We start from the raw sequence: 20,647 nt of genomic DNA on the forward strand, positions 1-20,647 counted from the left end.
ATATATGGCAAAGAAATATTACGCGGTAAAAAAAGGAAGAAATACAGGAGTCTTTGAGACATGGGATGAATGTAAAAAGTCGGTTAGCGGATTTTCGGGAGCCGCTTATAAAAGTTTCACAAGCAGGGAAGAGGCTTTGGATTTTGTAAACGGAACAAAGAGTGTTGAGGATAAAGAGGAAGGCGAAGAGAAACAATCTGAAGCTTTTGCTTATGTGGACGGAAGTTATGACGACACTACCAAGTCATATTCATATGGCATGGTTATGATGCATGAGGATGAAGAACTTTATTTTTCAAAAAAGTTTGAAAAGGATGATATGAGTGATATGAGAAATGTTGCAGGTGAGATACAGGGTTCTATGGCGGCCATGCAATATTGTCTGGATCATGATATAAAGAGTATCAGTATTTTTTATGACTATGAGGGTATAGAGAAGTGGTGCAACGGAGATTGGAAAGCCAAAAAGCCCGGTACCATGCATTATGTTGAATTTTATAAAAATGCTTCAAAGCATGTGGATGTGGATTTTATAAAGGTAAAAGGACATTCGGGAGATAAGTATAATGATATGGCGGATGAACTTGCCAAAAAAGCACTTGGACTTATATAAAAATGCCGGAGTATAAACTCCGGCAAAATTATTTTTCCTTATTATTTTCAAATAAACCGAGTCTGTTAAAAACAAGGTCATAGCCGTCATTTCCATAGTTTAATGAACGGTTTACTCTGGAGATGGTAGCTGTAGAAGCGCCGGTTTCCTCGGCAATCTCCAAATATGTTTTCTTTTCACGCAGCATTTTAGCTACTTCATATCTTTGAGAGATGGAGAGCAACTCATTTACGGTGCAAACATCCTCAAAGAAAATATAAAATTCCTCTTTATCTTTTAGTGTAAGGATGGCGTCAAATAGATGGTCTACCGCGTCAGTCCTGATCTTATTATTCATACAAATTGCTCCATTCAAATAGTAATTACATTTTAGCATTTTAACTTGTAAAAGTAAAGCCAAGATAAAATAATATTTTTAGTGAATTATATTAAAAAAGATGGTATTATATTTTATTGTATAAAGCCAAATAACCCTAGGAGGGAATTTAGATGACAGATACTATACTAAGTCTGGAAAATATAAAGAAGAGTTTTGACGGTGAGAATGTTTTAAAGAACATCTCTCTTGATATAGGTAGAGGAGAGTTTATCACTCTTTTGGGTTCAAGTGGTTGCGGAAAAACCACTACGATAAGAATAATTGCAGGGCTTGAGAGTCCGGACAGCGGCAAGGTGATACTTAACGGAAAGGATATCACAGGACTGGCACCGGAAAAGAGAGATGTAAATACGGTATTTCAAAATTATGCTCTATTCCCTCATATGAATGTTGAAAAAAATATAGGCTATGGATTAAGACTGAAAAAGAAGCCGGCCAATGAAATAAAAAAAGAGGTGGAGAAAGCGCTGTCTCTGGTACAACTTGAAGGATTTGAAAAAAGGAACCCTACACAGCTTTCAGGAGGTCAAAGACAGAGAGTCGCAATAGCAAGGGCTATTGTAAATAAGCCAAGTGTATTGTTATTGGATGAGCCTCTTGGAGCACTTGATCTGATGCTTAGAAGACAGATGCAGATGGAGTTAAAAAAGCTTCAAAAAGCACTTGGTATTACATTTATATATATAACTCATGACCAGGAAGAGGCTTTAAATATGTCCTCAAGAATAGTTGTTATGAGAGACGGTAATATAGAACAGATAGGTACTCCAAGTGAGGTGTATGACACTCCTGCAACCGCTTTTGTTGCCGAGTTTGTGGGAGGTGCAAATCTCTATAAAAACGAAGGTAAGACATATGCAATACGTTCGGAACATGTAAGGCTTGGAGCAGGTGATTATGACGGTATAGTAATTGAAAACAGTTTTACCGCCGGTCTTTCAAAAGTAAAGGTGAGATTGAAAGATAATCAGGAGATTACTTCTTCACATATGGGCATGAATATCAATCTGAATCCGGGTGATGCAATAAGTATCGGCTGGGATAAAAAAGATATGGTGGAGGTTCAAGGTGAAAAATAAGAAGCTTAACAAATACCTGCTAAGGATACCGATATATATTTTTACAATACTTTTTGTAATATTGCCTCTGGCCTATATGGTAATTATCAGCTTTTTGACAAAGGCAAAGACCTGGGGATTTGATTTTACATTTACTCTGGAAAATTATAAAAAAGTATTTGATCCTTTTTATTTGAATATATTTTTGGAATCCGTTAAACTGGCGCTTGCATCAACTGTTTTGGTTACTCTGATAGGATATCCTTTCGGATATTTTATGGGAAGGCTCAGTGAGAGATGGAAGAGAAGAATGATGATGCTTCTTATGATTCCCTTTTGGACCAGCGGTCTTATCAGACTGAACGGTTGGATAATAATATTTAGAAGTAACGGAGTGCTTGATAAACTTTTAATGTTTTTGGGCATTACAAAGACTCCGCTTAAACTGCTGTATACATATCCTGCGGTACTTGTAGGTATGGTATATTTTTTACTGCCGTTTATGATACTTTCAGTGTATTCAAGTGTGGAAAAAATGGATTGGAGCTTAATAGAAGCTTCCAGAGATTTGGGGGCAAGTAGATTTGAATCCTTCCTTACTATTACTCTCAGACTTACAATGCCGGGACTCTTAAGCGGTGTGGTACTTACATTTGTACCCAGTATGGGACTTTTCTATATCTCAGATATACTTGGTGGAAATAAAATAGTTCTTATCGGAAGTGTTATAGTGGAGCAGCTTACAAAGCTGAGAAATATACCTTTTGCGGCGGCATTGAGTGTGATTTTAATGTTACTTACAATAGTATTCTTAAGACTTTATAAGAAGGTTTCAGGTACAGGAGAATTGGAGGGATTATTTTGAAAAAGGTATCAAAAGCGGCCGTTATATTTTTGGGGCTGGTAACTGTTTTAAACTATCTTCCCATTATACTCACTGTAGTTTATTCCTTTAATAAATCCAAGCTTACAAGTGTATGGGAAGGATTTTCTCTCGACTGGTATAAGATGCTTTTTAATGACGGTGATATAAAGAAAGCGTTATTAAACAGTATAATACTGGCGGTGCTGACATGTATGCTTTCACTTGTAATAGGTGTCAGTGCGGCTCTTGCCATGAGAGGGAAAAAGCTTATTTTTGATGATTTCATCAGCGGTTTTGCATCTCTGCCTATAATGATTCCCGAGATAATTCTCGGAATGGTCTTTATGGCTATATTTTCATATATGAATTTGCCTTTCGGCTTTGTAACCATGACGATTGCACACAGTTCATTCTGTGTACCTTATATATTTTTGATTGTAAGGGCAAGGCTTATGGGAATGGATCTTTCGCTTGAGGAGGCGGCAAGAGACCTTGGGGCAAGTGAGTTTGAAACATTCAGAGATGTAACATTACCATATATTTTGCCGGGAATTGCATCCGGATTATTATTATCATTTGCAATGTCCTTTGATGATGTGGTAATATCTATATTTACGACCGGTCCTTCAGTAAATACTCTTGCAATAAAGATATATACAAAGATGAAGACAGGTATTACTCCTGAAATAAATGCACTTGCGACTGTTATACTGGTGATTACGGTGCTTGTAATATTTATTTCGGAAAGAACAAGGAAAGATTGATTTTGGAGGTAAATTAAATGAAATCTAAAGTATTAGGTTTACTTGGTTTGGGAGCGGCACTTGCTCTTACAGCATGTGGAGGCGGTTCTAAAGATGCCGCACAGCAAAGTACAGGAGCTGCCACAGACAGCGCTCTTAAGGGTACTACTTTAAATCTGTACACATGGGACGGAATGTTCCCACAAGAGGTTTTGGACGGTTTTACGGAGAAGACCGGAGTTAAGGTAAATTATTCAAATTTTGACCTTGATGAGACAATGCTGGCAAAGCTTGAAGAGACTAAGGGTGGAGATTATGATATTGTTGTTGCAGATGATTATATTATTCAGCTTGCAATAAAGGAAGGACTTGTTAAAGAACTTGATAAGTCAAAGATATCTACATATGACAATATAAATCCTTTATTCCAAAGTAAGTTTTATGATCCTGACAATAAGTATACAATGCCTTACGGTGCAGGTATACCTTTGATTGTATATAATCCTGAGACTGTGAAAGTGGATATTCAAGGTTATAACGATCTTTGGAATCCTGAGCTTGCAGGTAATGTAGGTATTATAGGAAACTACAGAGTAATAGACGGTATTACTTTGAAATCTCTCGGATATTCATTTAATACAAATGATCTTACTCAGATACAGGAAGCAGGAGATAAGTTAAAGACTTTGGCGCCAAATATCCGCCTTATAAATGACAATAATCTTCAGGATTATCTCTTAAGCGGTGAAGTCGGAGCGGCATTTATGTATACATCACAGGTAACTCAGGCAATCAAAGCAAATCCTGATTTAAAAGTTGTATATCCTAAAGAAGGACTTGGATTCGGGGTAATGGGAAGCTTTATTCCGTCAAATGCACCGAATGCCGAAGCGGCTTATAAATTCCTTGAGTATATCAATGAGCCTGAAGTGGCTGCAAAGTGCTTTGAGTATATAGGATACTTTGTTACAAACAAGGCTGCTGAAAGCTATGTATCAGATGATTGGAAGGACCTTATAGTATTCCCTGAGGATAAGATATCACTTATTGAGGGCGGAGAGCTGATTGAGAATATCAGTGATGAGGCAAATGAGCTTCACAATAAGCTCTGGGAAGAGTTCAGACAGGAAACAAATTAGGAAATAGATAAGGGGATGCCGTATTTTCGGCATCCCCTTTTAAGTTTACATAAATTAATATACTAAATTATCTTCCCTGCATTATAGGATCTGTAGGATCGTATGTCTGGTTTGCAGGAATTGGCTGCTCTATAGCATCCTTCTCAACAGGACCCTTATTTGTAGGATCGTTGTAAATTGTAACAGGTGTGTTCATCTTGGTGTTGTAATATACCCAAGCCGCATCACCTGCACGGAGTCTTAAACATCCGTCAGATCTTGCATCATCAATATAGTTGTATGTAGATGCATCAAGTCTGTTTGAATCAGCCTTATCATAGTAGATAAGAGAGTGAATGATATATCCGTCCTTAAATCTTGAAAGGAACTGACAATAGATATTGTCATGCATTATTTTCCATCTGTACTTAACATATGTCTTGAATGTACCCACAGGTGTAGCAGGTCCGTCAGTTGACATGAAAGTCTTGTAAGGAATTATATATCCGTTTGCACCGTCTTTAGCCATGATATACATGGTCATTGTTGCCTTATTGTACTTAATCTCATAAGAATCCTGTAATCCCATAACAGGCTCAAGATCTCTTACAACGGCACCTGTATTCTCATCAAGATAATACTTGTATCCGTCTATATACTGCCATCCCTTTTGAGTTGCACCGTCTTTAAAATAGTACTGATCATTATTATAAAATCCCCATCCGGTATAGGCATCTTTTGATGAGTACTGAACCTGACCGTTGGCATCTACATAAGTTCCCTCATAAACAGGGGCTTCCATAAGTACCTTTGTAGGCTCTGTAAACGCTGTTTGCTTGTCCCAAAGTGTAAGCTTAAGAGCTACTATATATCTGTCTGTACCGATAGTACCGAGAGTCTGACCGTTCTTTGCCCAGTCAAGTACAGTTCCGTCATTTAAAACAGCCTTGTAATAAAGGTCGCTTCTTACACCTGTATATCCCTTTACTCTTATCTGAACAGCCTGAACCTTGTTTGCAGGATCTGTTATAGGTGCAGTCTCTTTAGAGTTCATCCATGTAGACCAACCTGAGTTCATATTGTAGGTTCTGTAGTAATATCTACCTATACCTGAATGATTAAGGTAAAGCTTGTTAAAACCGTCTTTTGCATAAGCATAAGCACTTGTGTTTGTCTCGGCACCTGAGATCTCCTGATCTGCAGTATTCCAAAGTCCGAAGTGAACCATCTGTGTTTCACCAAGCACAGGCTCGGGATTTGTATTTCCGTTACCTACATTACCAAGACCTGCATTGGCAACTACGCTGTCAAGGTCAAGGTTTTCCGGCATATTTACATTATTAATAGTGGAAGGTATATAATCGTTTGTAGATACCACCTCACCTGTAGCTGCAGAAGTTGCAGCCTCTGTGCTTTCAGCTGTCTCAGTCTGAGCCGATGTTTCTACAGCTACCGAGCCACCTGTAACATTTTTTCTTATTGTTGCTGCAAATACGTTGGATGATAATACTGAAGAAATCATCAATGCTGACGCAAATACAGCTGAAATTCTTTTTAAATGCATATTTCCTCCTAAAAAAAGAATACATTAGTAAACTAAAGTCACTATGGTTTAGAATTATAACATATAAATAAATTTTGTTCAATTGATTTAAATATTACATAAATCTTTCGCTTGTTAACAAATGTTACATCATATAAAATATTTGCCTGATTTGATTGCGAAAATAAGTATAAAGGGGTTATAATAGTCATTAGTTTATATATTGACGATATAGATAAGTTATATTTTAGGAGGCAATATGGAAAAACTTTACTGCAAAGGCGGCGGCTGTACTGCAAAGCTTGGGGCCGGAATACTCAGCCATATACTTGAAAGATTGCCAAAGCAAAATTTTGATGAGAACTTAATGGTAGGATTTGATGCAAAGGATGATGCGGCGGTATATAAGCTTACAGACGACATTGCATTCGTTCAAACACTTGATTTTTTTCCGCCTATGGTGGAAGATCCTTACACTTTCGGACAGATAGCGGCAGCAAATGCCCTAAGTGATATATATGCCATGGGTGGTGAAGTAAAGACCGCATTAAATATAGTATGCTTTCCGCAAAGCAGTGATTTGAATATCCTTGGAGAAATAATGCGAGGCGGACTTGAAAAGGTAAAGGAAGCAGGAGGAGTACTTGCAGGCGGACATTCAATAGATGATACGGATGTAAAATACGGTCTCAGTGTTACCGGTATTGTAAATCCAAATAAGATATATTCAAATAATACCGGAAAAGCGGGAGACAGACTGATACTTACAAAAAGACTTGGAGTAGGAATAATATGTACTGCCGCAAGAATCGGTGAAGCTGATGAAGATACATTAAATGAAGCTGTTGATTCTATGAGGACATTAAATAAATATGCATGTGATATATCAAAAAAATACGATATTCATGCATGTACCGATATAACAGGTTTCGGATTTTTAGGCCACCTGATGGAAATGATGGGTGATGATAAGTCATGTGAAGTTTATGCAAAACAGATTCCGGTATTTGAGGCTGCAAAAGCTTTGGCTGATGAATTCCTTATTACAGCCGGAGGACAGAGAAACAGAAATTATGTGGGTGAAAATGTTATTTTCGAGGATGTACCTTTCGCGATGGAAGAAATTTTATTCGACCCTCAGACATCGGGGGGACTCTTACTTGCCGTAGGAAAAGAAGAGGCTGATGCACTTTTAAATGAATTAAAAGAGGCAGGTATGCCTGCAGCAATTGTAGGAGAAATAAGAGAAAGAGAAAATACAGCTATAAAAGTAGCTGATAAATAGGAGGATAATATGATAAAAGTAAATGCAATAGGGGATGCATGTCCTATACCTGTAGTTAAGACAAAGAATGCAATAAGAGAGCTTGGAGGAAGCGGAGTAGTAGAGGTCAGTGTTGACAATGAGATTGCGGTACAAAACCTTTTAAAGATGGCAAAGCAAAAAGAGTATGAGGCTGCGTTTGAGAAAAAGTCAAATACTGAATACATAGTTACTATCAATGTAAATGGGGGAGAGGTTTCTGATACTAAGCCTGTTACTAAGGCAACTGTAAAGTCTGATGAGATAAAATTAAAAGAAACAATTGTGGTAATAGATTCAGATAAGATGGGTGATGGCGATGAAGAATTCAGTAAGACTCTTTTAAAGGGCTTTATTTATGCTCTGAGCTCCCAGGATATACCACCTGCAAAAATTCTGTTTTACAATACAGGTGTAAGACTTACCACAGAGGGGTCGGCAAGTATTGAAGATTTGAAGGTTTTGGAAAAAGCAGGTGCAAAAATCTATTCCTGCGGTGCATGCCTTAATAACTACGGACTTACCGAGAAGCTTTCGGTAGGTGAGGTGACAAATATGTATGATATTGTAAGTTATCTCATGGAAGCCGACCTTGTAATAAGACCATAATGATTTATTTAGATAATGCCGCCACTACATTCAAAAAACCGATAAATGTAATAGAAGCTATAAATCATGCACTTACATCCTATGGAAACAGTGGTAGAGGTGCATACAGGGCCGCACTTGATTCGGGCAGAATGGTCTATGAAACAAGAGAAAAGATTTCAAAATTTTTCGGAAGCAGCGACCCTTCAAAAGTAATTTTTACATCCAATGCAACAGAGGGTTTAAATATCGTATTGTTCGGACTGTTCGGAAGTGGAGATCATGTAATAAGTACGGTAACGGAGCATAACAGCGTGCTTAGACCGCTCTATAAGCTTGAAAAAACCAAGAATATAGGCATTGATTTTATCGGAATAGATGAAAGCGGCAAATTAAAATATGATGAATTTGAAAAGCATATAAAAGAAAATACAAAGGCTATAATTGTAAACCATGTATCTAATGTGTCAGGTGAAATAGCGGATTTGGAATATATTGGAAAAATATCAAGTAAGAATAATCTTTATTTTATAGTGGATGTATCTCAGAGCGCCGGAAATATCAAGATAGATATGAATAAAACGGGGATAGACATTCTTTGCTTTACAGGTCATAAGGGATTGTTCGGACCGGGAGGTACAGGAGGTATAGTTATAAATTCCGATATTCTGATAGATACCTTTAAGGTAGGCGGAAGCGGTGTGCAATCCTTTAATAAGGAGCAACCTGATGAATATCCGACAAGATTGGAGGCAGGGACTTTAAATATTATGGGGATTGCAGGCCTTGGTGCCGGAATTGATTTTATAAATGAAATCGGAATTATAAATATACATAATAAAGAGATGGGTCTGCTAAAAAGGCTTTATAAGGGCATAAAGGATATAAATGGTATAAAGTTTTATACGGATTGTTCTGAATTTGAAAAAGAACCCGGGTCTATAAGGCATGGAAGTATTTTGCCGATAAATATAGACGGGATTCATTCGGGAGATCTGGCTGATTATCTTGGTGAAGACTATGATATAGCGATAAGAGCAGGTGCACACTGTGCCCCATTGATGCATAAGGCGTTGGGAACAGTGGATGAGGGCATAGCAAGATTTTCATTCTCATATTTTAATACAGAGGAAGAAATAGATGCTGTTATAAAAGCGATAAAAGAAATAGTGGAAGAATAATGAGAGAAAAAAGTTGGAAATATATAGTTACATTTCAAACCACCACAGCTGCAATGGCTTTTGAGAGCCTATGCAGTAAGGAAAATGTTCCGGGAAGGCTTATACCTGTGCCGAAAGAACTATCATCAGGTTGCGGTCTTGCATGGTGTGTTCCTTTTGAGTCGGCGGATTTAATAGATAACTTGATTAAAAAAGAAAATCCTCTGTATGATAAGGCAAGTAAGGTTTGGCATTAAAACTATATAATAAACAGTATTAAATAAATATGTGAATTATTAACATGTTTAGTCTAAAAAATAGTATGATACGCTCATAAAAAATAATATTTAGATTGATTTTTGCAAGAAAAAATGATAGTATATAAAAAATAAAAGTTGTAACAATATTTTTTATTAAATATATCAAAGGAAAGTTTACAATTAAACAATCAATATGTAGATATTTGACGCATCAGAAAATATCTGATGCGTATTTAAATTTTTTCTCTTGATATATTTTTAACAATGGGGAATTTAAATATTGATCCTTAGTACATTTCATCTCTAAGAGATGTAAAAATAAATGTCTTTTTTAAGGAGGATTAAAATGAGTGAAAAGACAAGTAGTTCAAATGTAAGTATTGACAATATTTACAAATTGGACGGAAGAGTTCCTGTGGCGAAAGCAATACCTTTCGGACTGCAACATGTTATGGCCATGTTCGTTTCAAACCTTGCTCCGATAGCTATGGTATGCGGTGTGGCCAAGTTGCTTGGAAGTGACGTGCCGGGGATAAGCGGTGTTGATCTTGCAAGACTTTTGCAAAGTGCTATGTTTATAGCAGGACTTGGTACATTGATTCAGCTGTATCCGGTATGGAGAATAGGTGCAAGACTGCCGGTTGTAATGGGTGTAAGTTTTACCTTTGTTGCAACATTGACCTACATAGCCTCGAACTTTAATTACCAGACGATGATCGGTGCGGTAATAGTTGGAGGATGTGTAGAAGGTTGCCTGGGCCTGACATATAAGTATTGGAAGCAGATAATTTCACCTATAGTGTCGGCAAGTGTTGTTACCACAATCGGATTTTCCTTGCTTGGAGTAGGTGCAAAAAGCTTCGGAGGCGGATATGTTGATGACTTCGGTGCTCCGAAATATATGATTGTAGGACTTATCACTCTTATTGCATGTATAACATTCAGCTCACTTGCAAAGGGATTCTGGAAGCAGCTTAATGTAATGTTCGGTCTTATAGTAGGATATATTGTCGCATTCTTGTTCGGAATAGTGGATTTTTCACATTTTGCAGAAACAATAAAGGAAGTAGGTTTTATAGCATTACCTAGAATATTGCCATATAAGCCTGTATTTAATTTAAGTGCAATTTTATCTATAGTGGTTGTTTTCCTTGTATCTGCAGCAGAGACTATCGGTGATACAACTGCGGTAGTTGCAGGCGGACTTGATAGAGATATTACAGAGAAGGAAGTATCAGGATCACTTGCATGTGACGGTTTCTTAAGTGCCGTATCGGGATTGTTCGGTTGTACTCCTATAACATCATTCTCACAGAACGTAGGACTTATCGCAATGACAAAGGTAGTGAACAGATTTACTATTATGTTCGGTGCACTTACACTTATTCTTGCAGGATTGTTCCCTCCTATAGGCGCATTCTTCTCAACATTGCCACAGCCTGTACTTGGCGGATGTACAATAATGATGTTCGGTACTATCGTAGTAAGCGGTATGAATATGATCGGAAAATGCGGATTCAATCAGAGAAATACTGTAATTGTAGCATTGGCTATAAGTATCGGAATAGGATTTACTCAGACACCCGGTATATTTGATTATTTCCCGAAGGTTATAGGAGATATTTTTGCAGGTAACTCTGTGGCAGGCGTATTTGTACTTTCAATGTTGTTAAACTTCGTATTGCCGAAGGATATGGATGTAAAGAAATTGGTTGGTATGCAATAAATGATAATTTCATTAGTTGGTGGTGGTGGAAAAACCACCACCATGTTTTATATAGGGAGATATTTTGCCAAAAAGGGCAAAAAAGTAGTTATTACCACAACAACTCATATAGTAAAACCGGATGTATATACTCTGATTGATTCCGCAAAAGAACTTGAAAAATTGGAGTTTAGGGATGAACCTGTGGTTATAGGAAAAAATGCAGGTGAAAAATTATCATCTCTTGATATAATAGAGGTGCAGGAGCTCGACAAATTTGCCGATATAGTATTGGTTGAAGCGGACGGAGCAAAGCGCTTACCTATAAAAATTCCAAGAGAAGGAGAGCCGGTAATACCTGAAAATACAGATATTTGTATAGTATGCATGGGTATTGATGCTGTCGGAAAAAAGATAAGCGAAAAATGTTTCAGGTATGAAAGAGCTGCAGAAATTTTTGGTTGGGATGAAGATCATATACTCAGTGAAGAGGATGCTGCAAGGATATTGACAGATAAGAGGGCGGAGTTTAAAGGAATAAATAACAGAAAAACTTTATTTATTATAAATAAGGCCGACACTAAAGAAGAGGTGAGAAAGGCTTTAGAGACAGAAAAATATATAAATATTTTTTGTGAAGAAAACGGTTTTAAAAATTTCAAAGTTTCAATAACTTCATATAATAATAACAGAGAGTTTTGTGATTTTGAATTTCTAGCTTAGAGAGAAGGTTTATGATGGACAAAAAAATTTGGATAAGAGGTGCCGGGGATTTGGCAACAGGAATTGCTTTAAGATTGTATAGATCGGGATTTGACATAATAATGTCGGATATCGCCGTACCTACTACAGTAAGAAGAACGGTTGCATTTTCGCCTGCCGTTTATACAGGTGAGACACAGGTTGAAGGAATAACCGGAAAACTCTGCGAAAATATTTCAATGATTGATACTGTAATCGAGTCGGGATGTATACCTGTAATAGTGGATCCAAGTGGTGAGATCATGAAGGAATATAAGCCTGATATTATAGTGGATGCAATTATTGCAAAGACAAATATAGGTACTAAAATAACCGATGCTGATATTGTAATAGGTGTCGGTCCGGGATTTGAAGCAGGAGTTGACTGTCATGCCGTAGTTGAAACCAAAAGAGGACATAATCTCGGCAGAGTAATATGGAGCGGAAGTGCTTATCCAAATACAGGAGTTCCCGGAAATATAGGCGGATATACTGTGGAAAGAATCATAAGGGCAACTGCAGACGGAGTGTTCAGCGCAAAGGTAAATATCGGAGACTTTGTAAAGGCCGGAGATTTGCTGGCATACTGTGATGAAACACCTGTATATGCGAACATTGACGGTATTGTAAGAGGACTTTTGCAAGACGGTGTAAAGGTAAAGAAAGGTATGAAATCCGGTGATGTGGATCCGAGAGCCGAAAGGGAATATTGCTTCAGCGTATCGGATAAGGCGAGCGCCATAGGCGGTGGAGTACTCGAAGCTATATTTAGCAAAATAAGCGGCAGGAGAGCTTGATGGATCTGGTGATTTTGGCCGCAGGAGAAGGTAAACGATTTGGCGGAGACAAGCTTTTGGCAGATATAAAAGGTGTTAAGCTTTATCAATATATGGAAAAGATATATAAAAGAGCATATGACTTTGACAATAAGATAATAGTCGGTAAGGACACCGAGATTTTAGATTATTATAAAAAGAACGGATTTATAACCATATATAATGACAAGCCGGAGCTTGGTAAATCAAGATCAATAAAGCTTGCGGTGAGTAAACTGAAAAATATTGAGAATTCAGGCAGTGTACTTTTCGGTGTATGCGATCAGCCTTTGCTAAGGTCCGAAACGATATCAAAGATAATAGATGAATTTCAAAAATCGAATAAAACTATAAGTAGTGTAAGATGTAAAAACAGGCTTGGAAATCCATGTATATTTTCAAGTGAATACTTTGATGAACTTCTCTTACTTGGAGAAGAAGAAGGTGGTAAAAAGCTTATAAAAGCGCATATTTGTGAGGTTTTATTCGTGGATATAGAAAATGAGGATGAACTTTTGGATATTGATACAAAAGAGGCGTACTCTCATGTACTTGAGAAAATACATTGAAAAAAATATAATAGGACAATTCTTATAGATATATTGATAATTTAAATAAATATATGGCATAATTCATATAAAAAACTCTAAAAAAGTTTGACTAAAAATTAATTAGGTGATATCCTTTATATATAAATTGATACTTGAGTTATATTTGAATGTGTTCTTTTAGAAGAAATACATAAAAATATTGATTTAGAGGCCTAATATAAGCTCATAATCGGTTGAGCGTCTCTACCAATTACCGTAATAATTGACTATAGGCCCACAGAAATTGTGGGTGGAGTGAGGTGTGTTTCCATGCACAATGGAAAGCACCTCATATTTTTATTAGGGGAGAATATGATAGTTAAAGGAAATTTGGTGGATTGTACAAAAAAAGGTACGATCAGGATAAGAGAAAACAGCTTTTTAGTAGTTGAAAACGGCGTTATATCAAAAATATATTCGCAATACGAGCTTCCTGATGCTTTAAAGAATGAGGAGATAGAAGATTACGGAGATTCTTTGATATTACCGGGACTTATAGATATGCATCTTCATGCACCTCAATTTGCCTTCAGAGGGCTTGGGATGGATATGGAACTTTTAGATTGGCTCAATACATATACATTTCCCGAAGAAGCCAAATACAAGGATATAGTATATGCAAAAAAAGCCTATAAAAAATTCGTGGATACATTGTCCAAAAGTTATTCCACAAGAGCGGTAGTATTTGCGACCTTGCATACGGATGCTACAATACTGTTGATGGATATGCTGGAAGAGAGCGGATTGAAATGTTTTGTAGGTAAGGTAAACATGGACAGAAATTCTACAGATGAACTTATTGAAACTACAGAGTCATCTATAGATTCTACAGTTAAATGGCTTGATATCTGTAAAGACAGATATAAGAATATAAAGCCGATAATTACTCCAAGATTTATTCCCAGCTGCAGTGATGAATTGATGAAAGAACTGGGAAAGATTAGAGGAGATATTTACGGATTACAGTCACATTTATCGGAAAATCCCAAGGAAGTCGAATGGGTAAGGGAGCTTTGCCCGGATTCGGACGGATATCTTGATGCTTACAATAAAAGAGGTAACCTGAATAAAAGTAAGGTAGACACGGTTATGGCACATTGTGTATACTCTGATGATAAGGAGATTGAACTTTTAAAGGAGAAAAATGTGTATGTAGCTCATTGTCCGCAGTCAAATATATGTCTGTCATCGGGAATAGCGCCTATAAGGAAATTTCTTGATAAGGGTATAAAGGTAGGGCTTGGAAGTGATATAGCGGCGGGATACTCGCTGAATATATTAAACCAGGCGGTAGAAGCAATAGGGCTTTCAAAGCTTTATTGGAGATATATAGATGAAAATTCAAAACCTCTGGAGCTTGCCGAGGCATTTGCCATAGCAACAAGGATTCCGGGAAGTTACTTTGGAAAGGTGGGAGCCTTTGAAGAAGGATTTGAAGCGGATATGCTTGTAATAAATGATGAGGAATTGAATAAGGATATTGATGATATAAGAAAGAGATTTGAAAGATTCTTATATCTGTCGGATGAATGCTCATTGAGAGCAAAATATGTATCCGGAGTAAAAATAGTCACTGTTTGATTTTGTATTTTTATCAACTTACAAAGACGAGGAAGCTAATCGCTACAAGATGGTAAAGGTATATAAATTAAATAATATAAAATATTAAATTAGAGAGGAAATAATATGGAGGTTGGAAAAAGTATCACCAGAGTGGATGCGTTTGACAAGGTCACAGGTAGAACAAAATATACTGACGATTTATGTGATGCGGGAGCATATGTGGCAAAAATAGTGCATTCCACAATAGCTCACGGAAAAGTTCTTTCTGTTGACACAAGTGAGGCGGAGAAGATTGAGGGAGTTGTTAAGATTGTCACTTGCTTTGATCTTGGACAGTATAGAAATTACTTCCCTACAGCAGGACATCCATGGTCTACAGACGTAAGCCATCAGGACGTTGCAGACAGATTACTTCTCACTGATGAAGTTAAGTTTTACGGTGATGATGTTGCGGCTGTTATAGCTGAAAATGAGGTGGCTGCAAATCAGGCGCTCAGAGCTATAAAGGTGGAATATGAAGAGTATCCTGTGGTTACAGATGTTTTGGAAGCTATGAAGGACGGTGCACCACAGATTCATAAGGATTACCCTAACAATATTTTAAAGCACACAAGTCTTAGCAGAGGTAATTATGCTGAGGCAATCAAAGAAGAGGGCCTTACGGTAGTTGACAGATGGTATAATACCGAACCTGTACAGCATTGCCATATAGAGAACTTTATCTGCTACGCATATGCAGAAGGCAAAAGAATTACGATAGTAGCTTCTACACAGATTCCTCATATTGCAAGAAGAGTTGTAGGTCAGGCTCTCGGTATTCCTTGGGGAGATGTAAGAGTTATTAAGCCTTATATCGGTGGTGGCTTCGGAAATAAGCAGGATATACTGTATGAGCCGCTTTGTGCATTCCTTTCATTACAGGTGGGAGGACATCTTGTAAAGCTTGATTGCAGCAGAGAGGAAACCTTCTTTGCAAACAGAACAAGACATGGTATAAAGTTCCATATAATTTCACATGTAAGAAAAGACGGTACATATGCCGCAAGAAAGATAGAAGCATTCTCAAACCAGGGTGCATATGCTTCACACGGACATTCTATCGCGGCAAAGGGACTCGGAGCTTTCCCACAGCTTTATCCATGTGATAATGTTGAAGGTGATGCATATACGGTATTTACAAACAGACCTGTAGCGGGAGCTATGAGAGGATACGGAATTCCACAGGCCATGTTTGCGGTAGAGTCTCATACGGAAGATGTAGCGAAGATAATGGGTATTCCACCTATCGACTTCAGACTTAAGAATCTTATGCCGCAGGGATATAAGGACGCTTTTTCAAAGAATGAAAACTACTATGATACATTCAGACAATGTATCGAAAAAGGTAAAGCTTATATGGACTATGATAACAGAGTTAAAGAGCTTTCAAAACAGACAGGCAGAGTAAGAACAGGTATAGGAATGGCTGCATTCTGGTATAATACTGCGGTTTGGCCTATATCACTTGAGTCGTCATCATCAAGAATGGTACTCAACCAGGACGGTTCTGTAACATTACAGCTTGGTGAGACTGAGATAGGACAGGGAGCTGATACGGCATTCTCACAGATGGCTGCAGAAGTTCTTGGAATCAGCACGGATGAAGTGCATGTTGTTTCAAACCAGGATACCGATATTACACCTTTCGGTACAGGTTCATATGCTTCAAGACAGACCTATGTAGGTGGTTTCTCTATTGCAAAGACAGCAGGACTTTTGAAGCAGAAGATTCTTGACTATGCTTATATTTTGACAAATATGCCACCGGCAATTACAGATATCAAGAATTCTATGATAATAAGAACTACAGATAACAGAGAGCTTATTTCATTAAGAGATCTGGCTACAGAAGCACTTTATTCTCTAAGCGACAGCAGACATATTACAGCGGAGTCCACAGCACAGATTAAGTCAAATGCATATTCATTCGGATGCTGTTTTGCAGAGGTTGAAGTTGATATAGATATGTGTAAAGCAAAGCTCACAAAGATAATAAATGTACATGACTGCGGTAAGCTTATCAACCCTGCACTTGCTAAGGCACAGGTTGAGGGCGGTATGAGTATGGGTATAGGATATGCACTTTCGGAGGTACAGCTTGTAGATAAGAAGACAGGAAAAGTCTTAAATGATAACCTGCTTGATTATAAGCTTTCTACATGCATGGATCATCCACATCTTGAGACGGCATTTATTGAAAATCCTGAGCCTACATCACCATTCGGTACAAAATCATTAGGTGAGCCACCGGTTTGTCCTGTGGCACCGGCTATAAGAAATGCTATTATGAATGCTACAGGTGTAGGTGTTAATGAATTACCTTTACGTCCGGAAAAACTGTATGAATATTTTGATAAAGCAGGTTTACTTAAGTAGGAGGAAGAAATGTACGATATAAAAGCTTTATATGAGGCGACAAGCGTAGATGATGCTTGCAGACTTTTAAAAGAACATCCGGGCTCACAGGTTATTGCCGGCGGAAGTGATGTTTTGGTACAGATAAGAGAAGGAAAGAGAGCGGGTAAGGAGCTTGTAAGTATCTATATGCTTGATGAGCTTAGAGGTATCTGCCTTGATGCCGATGAAAATATAAGAATAGGATCTTTAACAAGCTTCTCACATATTACAAAGAATCCTATTATACAAAAATACATAAATGTACTTGGTGAAGCTGTGGATCAGATAGGTGGACCACAGATCAGAAATATAGGAACTATCGGTGGAAATACATGTAACGGTGTTACATCAGCAGACTCCGCTTCCACACTTTTTGCATGGGATGCACAAGTTGAGATAGCCGGAGAGGGCTACAGAAGATTAGTACCTATAAATGAATTTTATATAAAGGCCGGAACAGTGGATTTAAAAGAGGGAGAGATACAGACAGCTATTATTATCCCAAAGAAGGCATATGAAGGTTATAAAGGTCATTATATAAAGTATGCAATGAGAGAGGCAATGGATATTGCTACTACCGGTTGTTCGGTAAATGTAAAGCTCTCAGAAGATAAAAAGAGCTTTGAGGATGTAAGAATAGCTTACGGTGTAGCCGGTCCTATTCCTATGAGAGTTCCTTCAGCGGAAAACTTTATCAGAGGAAAAGAAGTTAATGAGGAGAATATAGAAGCTTTTGCACAGAAAGTTCTTGAAGATATCAATCCTCGTGATTCATGGAGAGCAAGTAAAGCTTTCAGATGTCATATAGGTGTTGTTATGGCAAGAAAAGCTTGTGAAAAGGCTGTAAAGCAGGCAGGAGGTAAGGTCGATGACAGGACAGAGTTATAAATTGGTCAGTTGTACCATCAACGGCAAGAAATGTGAGAAAATGGTAGATGTAAGAAGTTCACTTACAGATATGCTTAGGAATGACTATAGACTTACTTCCGTAAAAAAAGGCTGTGAGGTAGGAGAGTGCGGAGCATGTAATGTTCTTATAAACGGAGAGGCATTTAACTCATGTATTTATCTGGCAGTATGGGCCGAGGGCAAGGATATCCTTACATTGGAAGGTCTTATGGGACCAAACGGTGAGATATCGGATTTGCAGCAGGCATTTATAGATGAGGCTGCTATACAGTGCGGTTTCTGTACACCGGGATTTGTAATGTCGGCTACAGAGATTCTTAACAGTGGAAAACTCTATTCAAAAGAAGAGCTGAGAAAGTTACTCTCAGGGCATCTTTGCAGATGTACAGGTTATGAGAACATACTTGTAGCAGTTGAAAAGACAATGAAGAAGAGACTTGGTGTTGACTGATCGATAGGAGCTTGGCTTTTGGAGGGAGTATGAACAAAGATAGTTTAAAGCGACTGATTGATGTAGCAAATGGGAATAAAAAAGCTGATCTTGTACTGAAAAACGGCTCTATAGTGGATGTCTGCAGCGGAAAAATATTCAAAGCGGACCTCGCTATAGCAGAAGGTTATATTGCAGGATTTGGAGAGTATGATGGTGAAACAGAGGTGGATATAGAGGGGAAATATATCGCACCGGGCCTTATGGATGCACATATTCATATAGAGTCATCATACTGTACTCCTGAAGAATTCGGCAGAATGGTGGTACCTCACGGTACTACCACTGTCATAGCGGATCCTCATGAGATAGTGAATGTATGTGGAATAAAGGGCTTTCACTATATGCAGGAGGCCGCAAAAAACACCTGCCTGTCCGTAGAATATATGATGCCGTCCTGTGTACCTGCAACAAAGATGGAGGATTCGGGATGTGTGATATTGGCTGAAGATATGGCAGATGATATAGTATCAAAAGATGTCCCGGGACTCGGTGAGTTTATGGACTACAATGCCGTTATTGAAAATGACGACATTGCCATTGATAAACTTATTTTAGCAAAGGATCACGGGAAAATTGTAGACGGACACAGCCCGAATCTGTTCGGTAAGGCATTAAATGCATATGCCTGCGCCGGAATTGACACGGATCATGAGTGCTCCACACTTGAAGAGATGGAAGACCGACTGAGCAGAGGCATCTATGTACAGCTGAGACAGGGATCAGCCTGTCACAATCTTGGTGCACTGATACCGGGAATAAATGAGTTTAATTTCAGAAGATGTTTATTATGTTCGGATGACAGACAACCGAAGACAATTTTTGAGGACGGACATCTTGAATATCATTTGAAAACTCTGGTAAATGCCGGAATCTCACCTGTTATGGCAATTGCAATGGCTACTGTAAATGTAAGCGATTGCTATGGATTAAAGGACAGGGGAATGATAGTTCCGGGAAAGAGAGCTGATCTTGTTATATTTGATGAGCTGAAAGATTTTAAAGTATCATCGGTATACATTCTCGGTGAGGAAGTTGCAAGAGAGGGAGAGTATCTCAAAGAGTTAAAAAAGCATGATATTACAGATGTATCGAATACTGTACATCTGGATAACTTCAAAAAGGAAATGCTACAAATGTGGCTGAAATCCGATGAGGTTTATGCAATTGAAATGATTGCGGGAGGAGTGCTTTCAAAGAAAACGAAGATAAAGATAAAAAGAGATGAAAACGGTCTTTTTGTCTTTGATAAAAATATAGATGCCTGCAAATGTGCGGTTATAGAGAGGCATCACAACACAGGTAAGATCGGACTGGGAATAATAAAAGGCTATGGTATACAAAGCGGTGCCATAGCGGCATCCGTAGCACATGATTCACATAATATTATCTGCGTAGGAGTAAATGATGATGAGATGAATCTTGCTATTGAGAATGTAAAACAAAACGGTGGAGGTTTTGCACTGGTAAAGGACGGAAAGGTGATTGAAAGCCTGTCTTTACCTGTAGCGGGACTTATGAGTGATTTAAGCGGTGAAGAGGTTTCAAAGAAACTTTTAAGTCTTCACAAAAAGGCTGTAGTTGAATTAGGGGTTAACGAAAGCCTTGAACCTGTTATGTCACTCACATTTATGTCACTTATTGTTATTCCCGAGTTGAAACTCACTGCTAGGGGGTTATTCGATATTTTTGAGAATAAGTTCATAGACATTGAGGCGAATTAGATTTTTAAAATATATTGAATGGCAGTGATATACTTAAATCTTAT

Annotated in this window: 20 protein-coding genes and 1 riboswitch; of the genes, 18 read left to right on the forward strand and 2 right to left on the reverse strand. The window is 37.9% G+C overall.

Going from position 1 to position 20,647, the window contains the following annotated elements; genetic code table 11:
- The first annotated feature begins 4 nt into the window (after positions 1 to 4).
- A complete protein-coding gene (locus tag HMPREF1140_RS06490; RefSeq protein WP_009663013.1) occupies positions 5 to 613 on the forward strand; it encodes a ribonuclease H1 domain-containing protein in 609 nt (202 codons plus the stop codon).
- Positions 614 to 641: 28 nt separating this feature from the next.
- On the opposite strand, the gene HMPREF1140_RS06495 is transcribed toward HMPREF1140_RS06490, so the two are convergent.
- On the reverse strand, positions 642 to 950 hold the full coding sequence (locus HMPREF1140_RS06495; RefSeq protein ID WP_007593458.1) for a YerC/YecD family TrpR-related protein: 309 nt from the start codon (positions 948 to 950) through the stop codon (positions 642 to 644).
- Positions 951 to 1,102: 152 nt separating this feature from the next.
- Between HMPREF1140_RS06495 and HMPREF1140_RS06500 the strand changes: the two genes are divergently transcribed.
- Genes HMPREF1140_RS06500 through HMPREF1140_RS06515 form a run of 4 tightly spaced genes read left to right on the forward strand, consistent with a single transcriptional unit; the run spans position 1,103 to position 4,797 of the window.
- Entirely contained in the window at positions 1,103 to 2,071 is a 969-nt protein-coding gene (locus HMPREF1140_RS06500; RefSeq protein ID WP_009663115.1) for an ABC transporter ATP-binding protein, read from the forward strand.
- Positions 2,061 to 2,915: an ABC transporter permease gene (locus HMPREF1140_RS06505; RefSeq protein WP_009663150.1), complete on the forward strand. Its 855-nt coding sequence runs from the start codon at positions 2,061 to 2,063 to the stop codon at positions 2,913 to 2,915. The genes HMPREF1140_RS06500 and HMPREF1140_RS06505 overlap by 11 nt, the downstream gene beginning before the upstream one ends.
- On the forward strand, positions 2,912 to 3,679 hold the full coding sequence (locus HMPREF1140_RS06510; protein WP_009662972.1) for an ABC transporter permease: 768 nt from the start codon (positions 2,912 to 2,914) through the stop codon (positions 3,677 to 3,679). The genes HMPREF1140_RS06505 and HMPREF1140_RS06510 overlap by 4 nt, the downstream gene beginning before the upstream one ends.
- 17 nt (positions 3,680 to 3,696) lie before the next feature.
- Entirely contained in the window at positions 3,697 to 4,797 is a 1,101-nt protein-coding gene (locus tag HMPREF1140_RS06515) for a polyamine ABC transporter substrate-binding protein (protein WP_009663032.1), read from the forward strand.
- 67 nt (positions 4,798 to 4,864) lie between these two features.
- On the opposite strand, the gene HMPREF1140_RS06520 is transcribed toward HMPREF1140_RS06515, so the two are convergent.
- Complete coding sequence (locus tag HMPREF1140_RS06520) at positions 4,865 to 6,340, reverse strand: L,D-transpeptidase family protein (RefSeq protein ID WP_009663154.1); 1,476 nt, start codon at positions 6,338 to 6,340, stop codon at positions 4,865 to 4,867.
- Positions 6,341 to 6,578: 238 nt separating this feature from the next.
- Between HMPREF1140_RS06520 and selD the strand changes: the two genes are divergently transcribed.
- The 13 genes from selD (at position 6,579) to ade (ending at position 20,603) form a co-directional block, all read left to right on the forward strand.
- On the forward strand, positions 6,579 to 7,604 hold the full coding sequence (selD, locus tag HMPREF1140_RS06525; RefSeq protein ID WP_009663055.1) for a selenide, water dikinase SelD: 1,026 nt from the start codon (positions 6,579 to 6,581) through the stop codon (positions 7,602 to 7,604).
- A gap of 9 nt (positions 7,605 to 7,613) precedes the next feature.
- On the forward strand, positions 7,614 to 8,231 hold the full coding sequence (yedF, locus tag HMPREF1140_RS06530; protein WP_009663051.1) for a sulfurtransferase-like selenium metabolism protein YedF: 618 nt from the start codon (positions 7,614 to 7,616) through the stop codon (positions 8,229 to 8,231).
- The gene (locus tag HMPREF1140_RS06535) at positions 8,231 to 9,391 is read left to right on the forward strand and encodes an aminotransferase class V-fold PLP-dependent enzyme (RefSeq protein ID WP_009663145.1); all 1,161 of its coding nucleotides are present in this window, start codon (positions 8,231 to 8,233) and stop codon (positions 9,389 to 9,391) included. Before yedF ends, HMPREF1140_RS06535 begins: the two co-directional genes overlap by 1 nt.
- The gene (locus HMPREF1140_RS06540) at positions 9,391 to 9,627 is read left to right on the forward strand and encodes a DUF3343 domain-containing protein (protein ID WP_009663095.1); all 237 of its coding nucleotides are present in this window, start codon (positions 9,391 to 9,393) and stop codon (positions 9,625 to 9,627) included. The genes HMPREF1140_RS06535 and HMPREF1140_RS06540 overlap by 1 nt, the downstream gene beginning before the upstream one ends.
- Before the next feature lie 349 nt (positions 9,628 to 9,976).
- Positions 9,977 to 11,356, forward strand: a complete 1,380-nt coding sequence (locus HMPREF1140_RS06545) for a uracil-xanthine permease family protein (RefSeq protein WP_009663031.1) — start codon at positions 9,977 to 9,979, stop codon at positions 11,354 to 11,356.
- Entirely contained in the window at positions 11,357 to 12,058 is a 702-nt protein-coding gene (gene yqeC / locus HMPREF1140_RS06550) for a selenium cofactor biosynthesis protein YqeC (RefSeq protein ID WP_009663060.1), read from the forward strand.
- A 14-nt stretch (positions 12,059 to 12,072) separates the two neighbouring features.
- The gene (yqeB, locus tag HMPREF1140_RS06555; protein ID WP_035620049.1) at positions 12,073 to 12,873 is read left to right on the forward strand and encodes a selenium-dependent molybdenum cofactor biosynthesis protein YqeB; all 801 of its coding nucleotides are present in this window, start codon (positions 12,073 to 12,075) and stop codon (positions 12,871 to 12,873) included.
- Positions 12,873 to 13,460: a nucleotidyltransferase family protein gene (locus tag HMPREF1140_RS06560; protein WP_009663049.1), complete on the forward strand. Its 588-nt coding sequence runs from the start codon at positions 12,873 to 12,875 to the stop codon at positions 13,458 to 13,460. The genes yqeB and HMPREF1140_RS06560 overlap by 1 nt, the downstream gene beginning before the upstream one ends.
- A gap of 174 nt (positions 13,461 to 13,634) precedes the next feature.
- Positions 13,635 to 13,731, forward strand: a riboswitch (purine riboswitch).
- 62 nt (positions 13,732 to 13,793) lie between these two features.
- The gene (locus HMPREF1140_RS06565) at positions 13,794 to 15,062 is read left to right on the forward strand and encodes an amidohydrolase family protein (protein ID WP_009663100.1); all 1,269 of its coding nucleotides are present in this window, start codon (positions 13,794 to 13,796) and stop codon (positions 15,060 to 15,062) included.
- 105 nt (positions 15,063 to 15,167) lie between these two features.
- Positions 15,168 to 17,459: a xanthine dehydrogenase subunit XdhA gene (gene xdhA, locus HMPREF1140_RS06570; protein ID WP_009663022.1), complete on the forward strand. Its 2,292-nt coding sequence runs from the start codon at positions 15,168 to 15,170 to the stop codon at positions 17,457 to 17,459.
- 9 nt (positions 17,460 to 17,468) lie between these two features.
- Complete coding sequence (xdhB, locus tag HMPREF1140_RS06575) at positions 17,469 to 18,368, forward strand: xanthine dehydrogenase subunit XdhB (protein ID WP_007593424.1); 900 nt, start codon at positions 17,469 to 17,471, stop codon at positions 18,366 to 18,368.
- Complete coding sequence (xdhC, locus tag HMPREF1140_RS06580) at positions 18,349 to 18,840, forward strand: xanthine dehydrogenase subunit XdhC (protein ID WP_009663000.1); 492 nt, start codon at positions 18,349 to 18,351, stop codon at positions 18,838 to 18,840. Before xdhB ends, xdhC begins: the two co-directional genes overlap by 20 nt.
- 29 nt (positions 18,841 to 18,869) lie before the next feature.
- On the forward strand, positions 18,870 to 20,603 hold the full coding sequence (ade, locus tag HMPREF1140_RS06585; protein ID WP_009663090.1) for an adenine deaminase: 1,734 nt from the start codon (positions 18,870 to 18,872) through the stop codon (positions 20,601 to 20,603).
- Positions 20,604 to 20,647 lie beyond the last annotated feature (44 nt).

Origin of the sequence: Lachnoanaerobaculum sp. ICM7 (assembly GCF_000287675.1) — a bacterium.
Classification (GTDB): Bacteria; Bacillota; Clostridia; order Lachnospirales; family Lachnospiraceae; genus Lachnoanaerobaculum.

Excerpts from the sequence above, each read along its gene's own strand:
- HMPREF1140_RS06490 (WP_009663013.1), top strand. The coding sequence starts at position 5 with ATGGCAAAGAAATATTACGCGGTAAAAAAAGGAAGAAATACAGGAGTC.
- HMPREF1140_RS06515 (WP_009663032.1), top strand. The coding sequence starts at position 3,697 with ATGAAATCTAAAGTATTAGGTTTACTTGGTTTGGGAGCGGCACTTGCT.
- yedF (WP_009663051.1), top strand. The coding sequence starts at position 7,614 with ATGATAAAAGTAAATGCAATAGGGGATGCATGTCCTATACCTGTAGTT.
- ade (WP_009663090.1), top strand. The coding sequence starts at position 18,870 with ATGAACAAAGATAGTTTAAAGCGACTGATTGATGTAGCAAATGGGAAT.
- HMPREF1140_RS06560 (WP_009663049.1), top strand. The coding sequence starts at position 12,873 with ATGGATCTGGTGATTTTGGCCGCAGGAGAAGGTAAACGATTTGGCGGA.
- xdhB (WP_007593424.1), top strand. The coding sequence starts at position 17,469 with ATGTACGATATAAAAGCTTTATATGAGGCGACAAGCGTAGATGATGCT.
- xdhC (WP_009663000.1), top strand. The coding sequence starts at position 18,349 with ATGACAGGACAGAGTTATAAATTGGTCAGTTGTACCATCAACGGCAAG.
- HMPREF1140_RS06535 (WP_009663145.1), top strand. The coding sequence starts at position 8,231 with ATGATTTATTTAGATAATGCCGCCACTACATTCAAAAAACCGATAAAT.
- xdhA (WP_009663022.1), top strand. The coding sequence starts at position 15,168 with ATGGAGGTTGGAAAAAGTATCACCAGAGTGGATGCGTTTGACAAGGTC.
- HMPREF1140_RS06545 (WP_009663031.1), top strand. The coding sequence starts at position 9,977 with ATGAGTGAAAAGACAAGTAGTTCAAATGTAAGTATTGACAATATTTAC.
- HMPREF1140_RS06495 (WP_007593458.1), bottom strand. The coding sequence starts at position 950 with ATGAATAATAAGATCAGGACTGACGCGGTAGACCATCTATTTGACGCC.
- HMPREF1140_RS06540 (WP_009663095.1), top strand. The coding sequence starts at position 9,391 with ATGAGAGAAAAAAGTTGGAAATATATAGTTACATTTCAAACCACCACA.
- HMPREF1140_RS06520 (WP_009663154.1), bottom strand. The coding sequence starts at position 6,340 with ATGCATTTAAAAAGAATTTCAGCTGTATTTGCGTCAGCATTGATGATT.
- selD (WP_009663055.1), top strand. The coding sequence starts at position 6,579 with ATGGAAAAACTTTACTGCAAAGGCGGCGGCTGTACTGCAAAGCTTGGG.
- HMPREF1140_RS06500 (WP_009663115.1), top strand. The coding sequence starts at position 1,103 with ATGACAGATACTATACTAAGTCTGGAAAATATAAAGAAGAGTTTTGAC.
- HMPREF1140_RS06565 (WP_009663100.1), top strand. The coding sequence starts at position 13,794 with ATGATAGTTAAAGGAAATTTGGTGGATTGTACAAAAAAAGGTACGATC.
- yqeC (WP_009663060.1), top strand. The coding sequence starts at position 11,357 with ATGATAATTTCATTAGTTGGTGGTGGTGGAAAAACCACCACCATGTTT.
- yqeB (WP_035620049.1), top strand. The coding sequence starts at position 12,073 with ATGGACAAAAAAATTTGGATAAGAGGTGCCGGGGATTTGGCAACAGGA.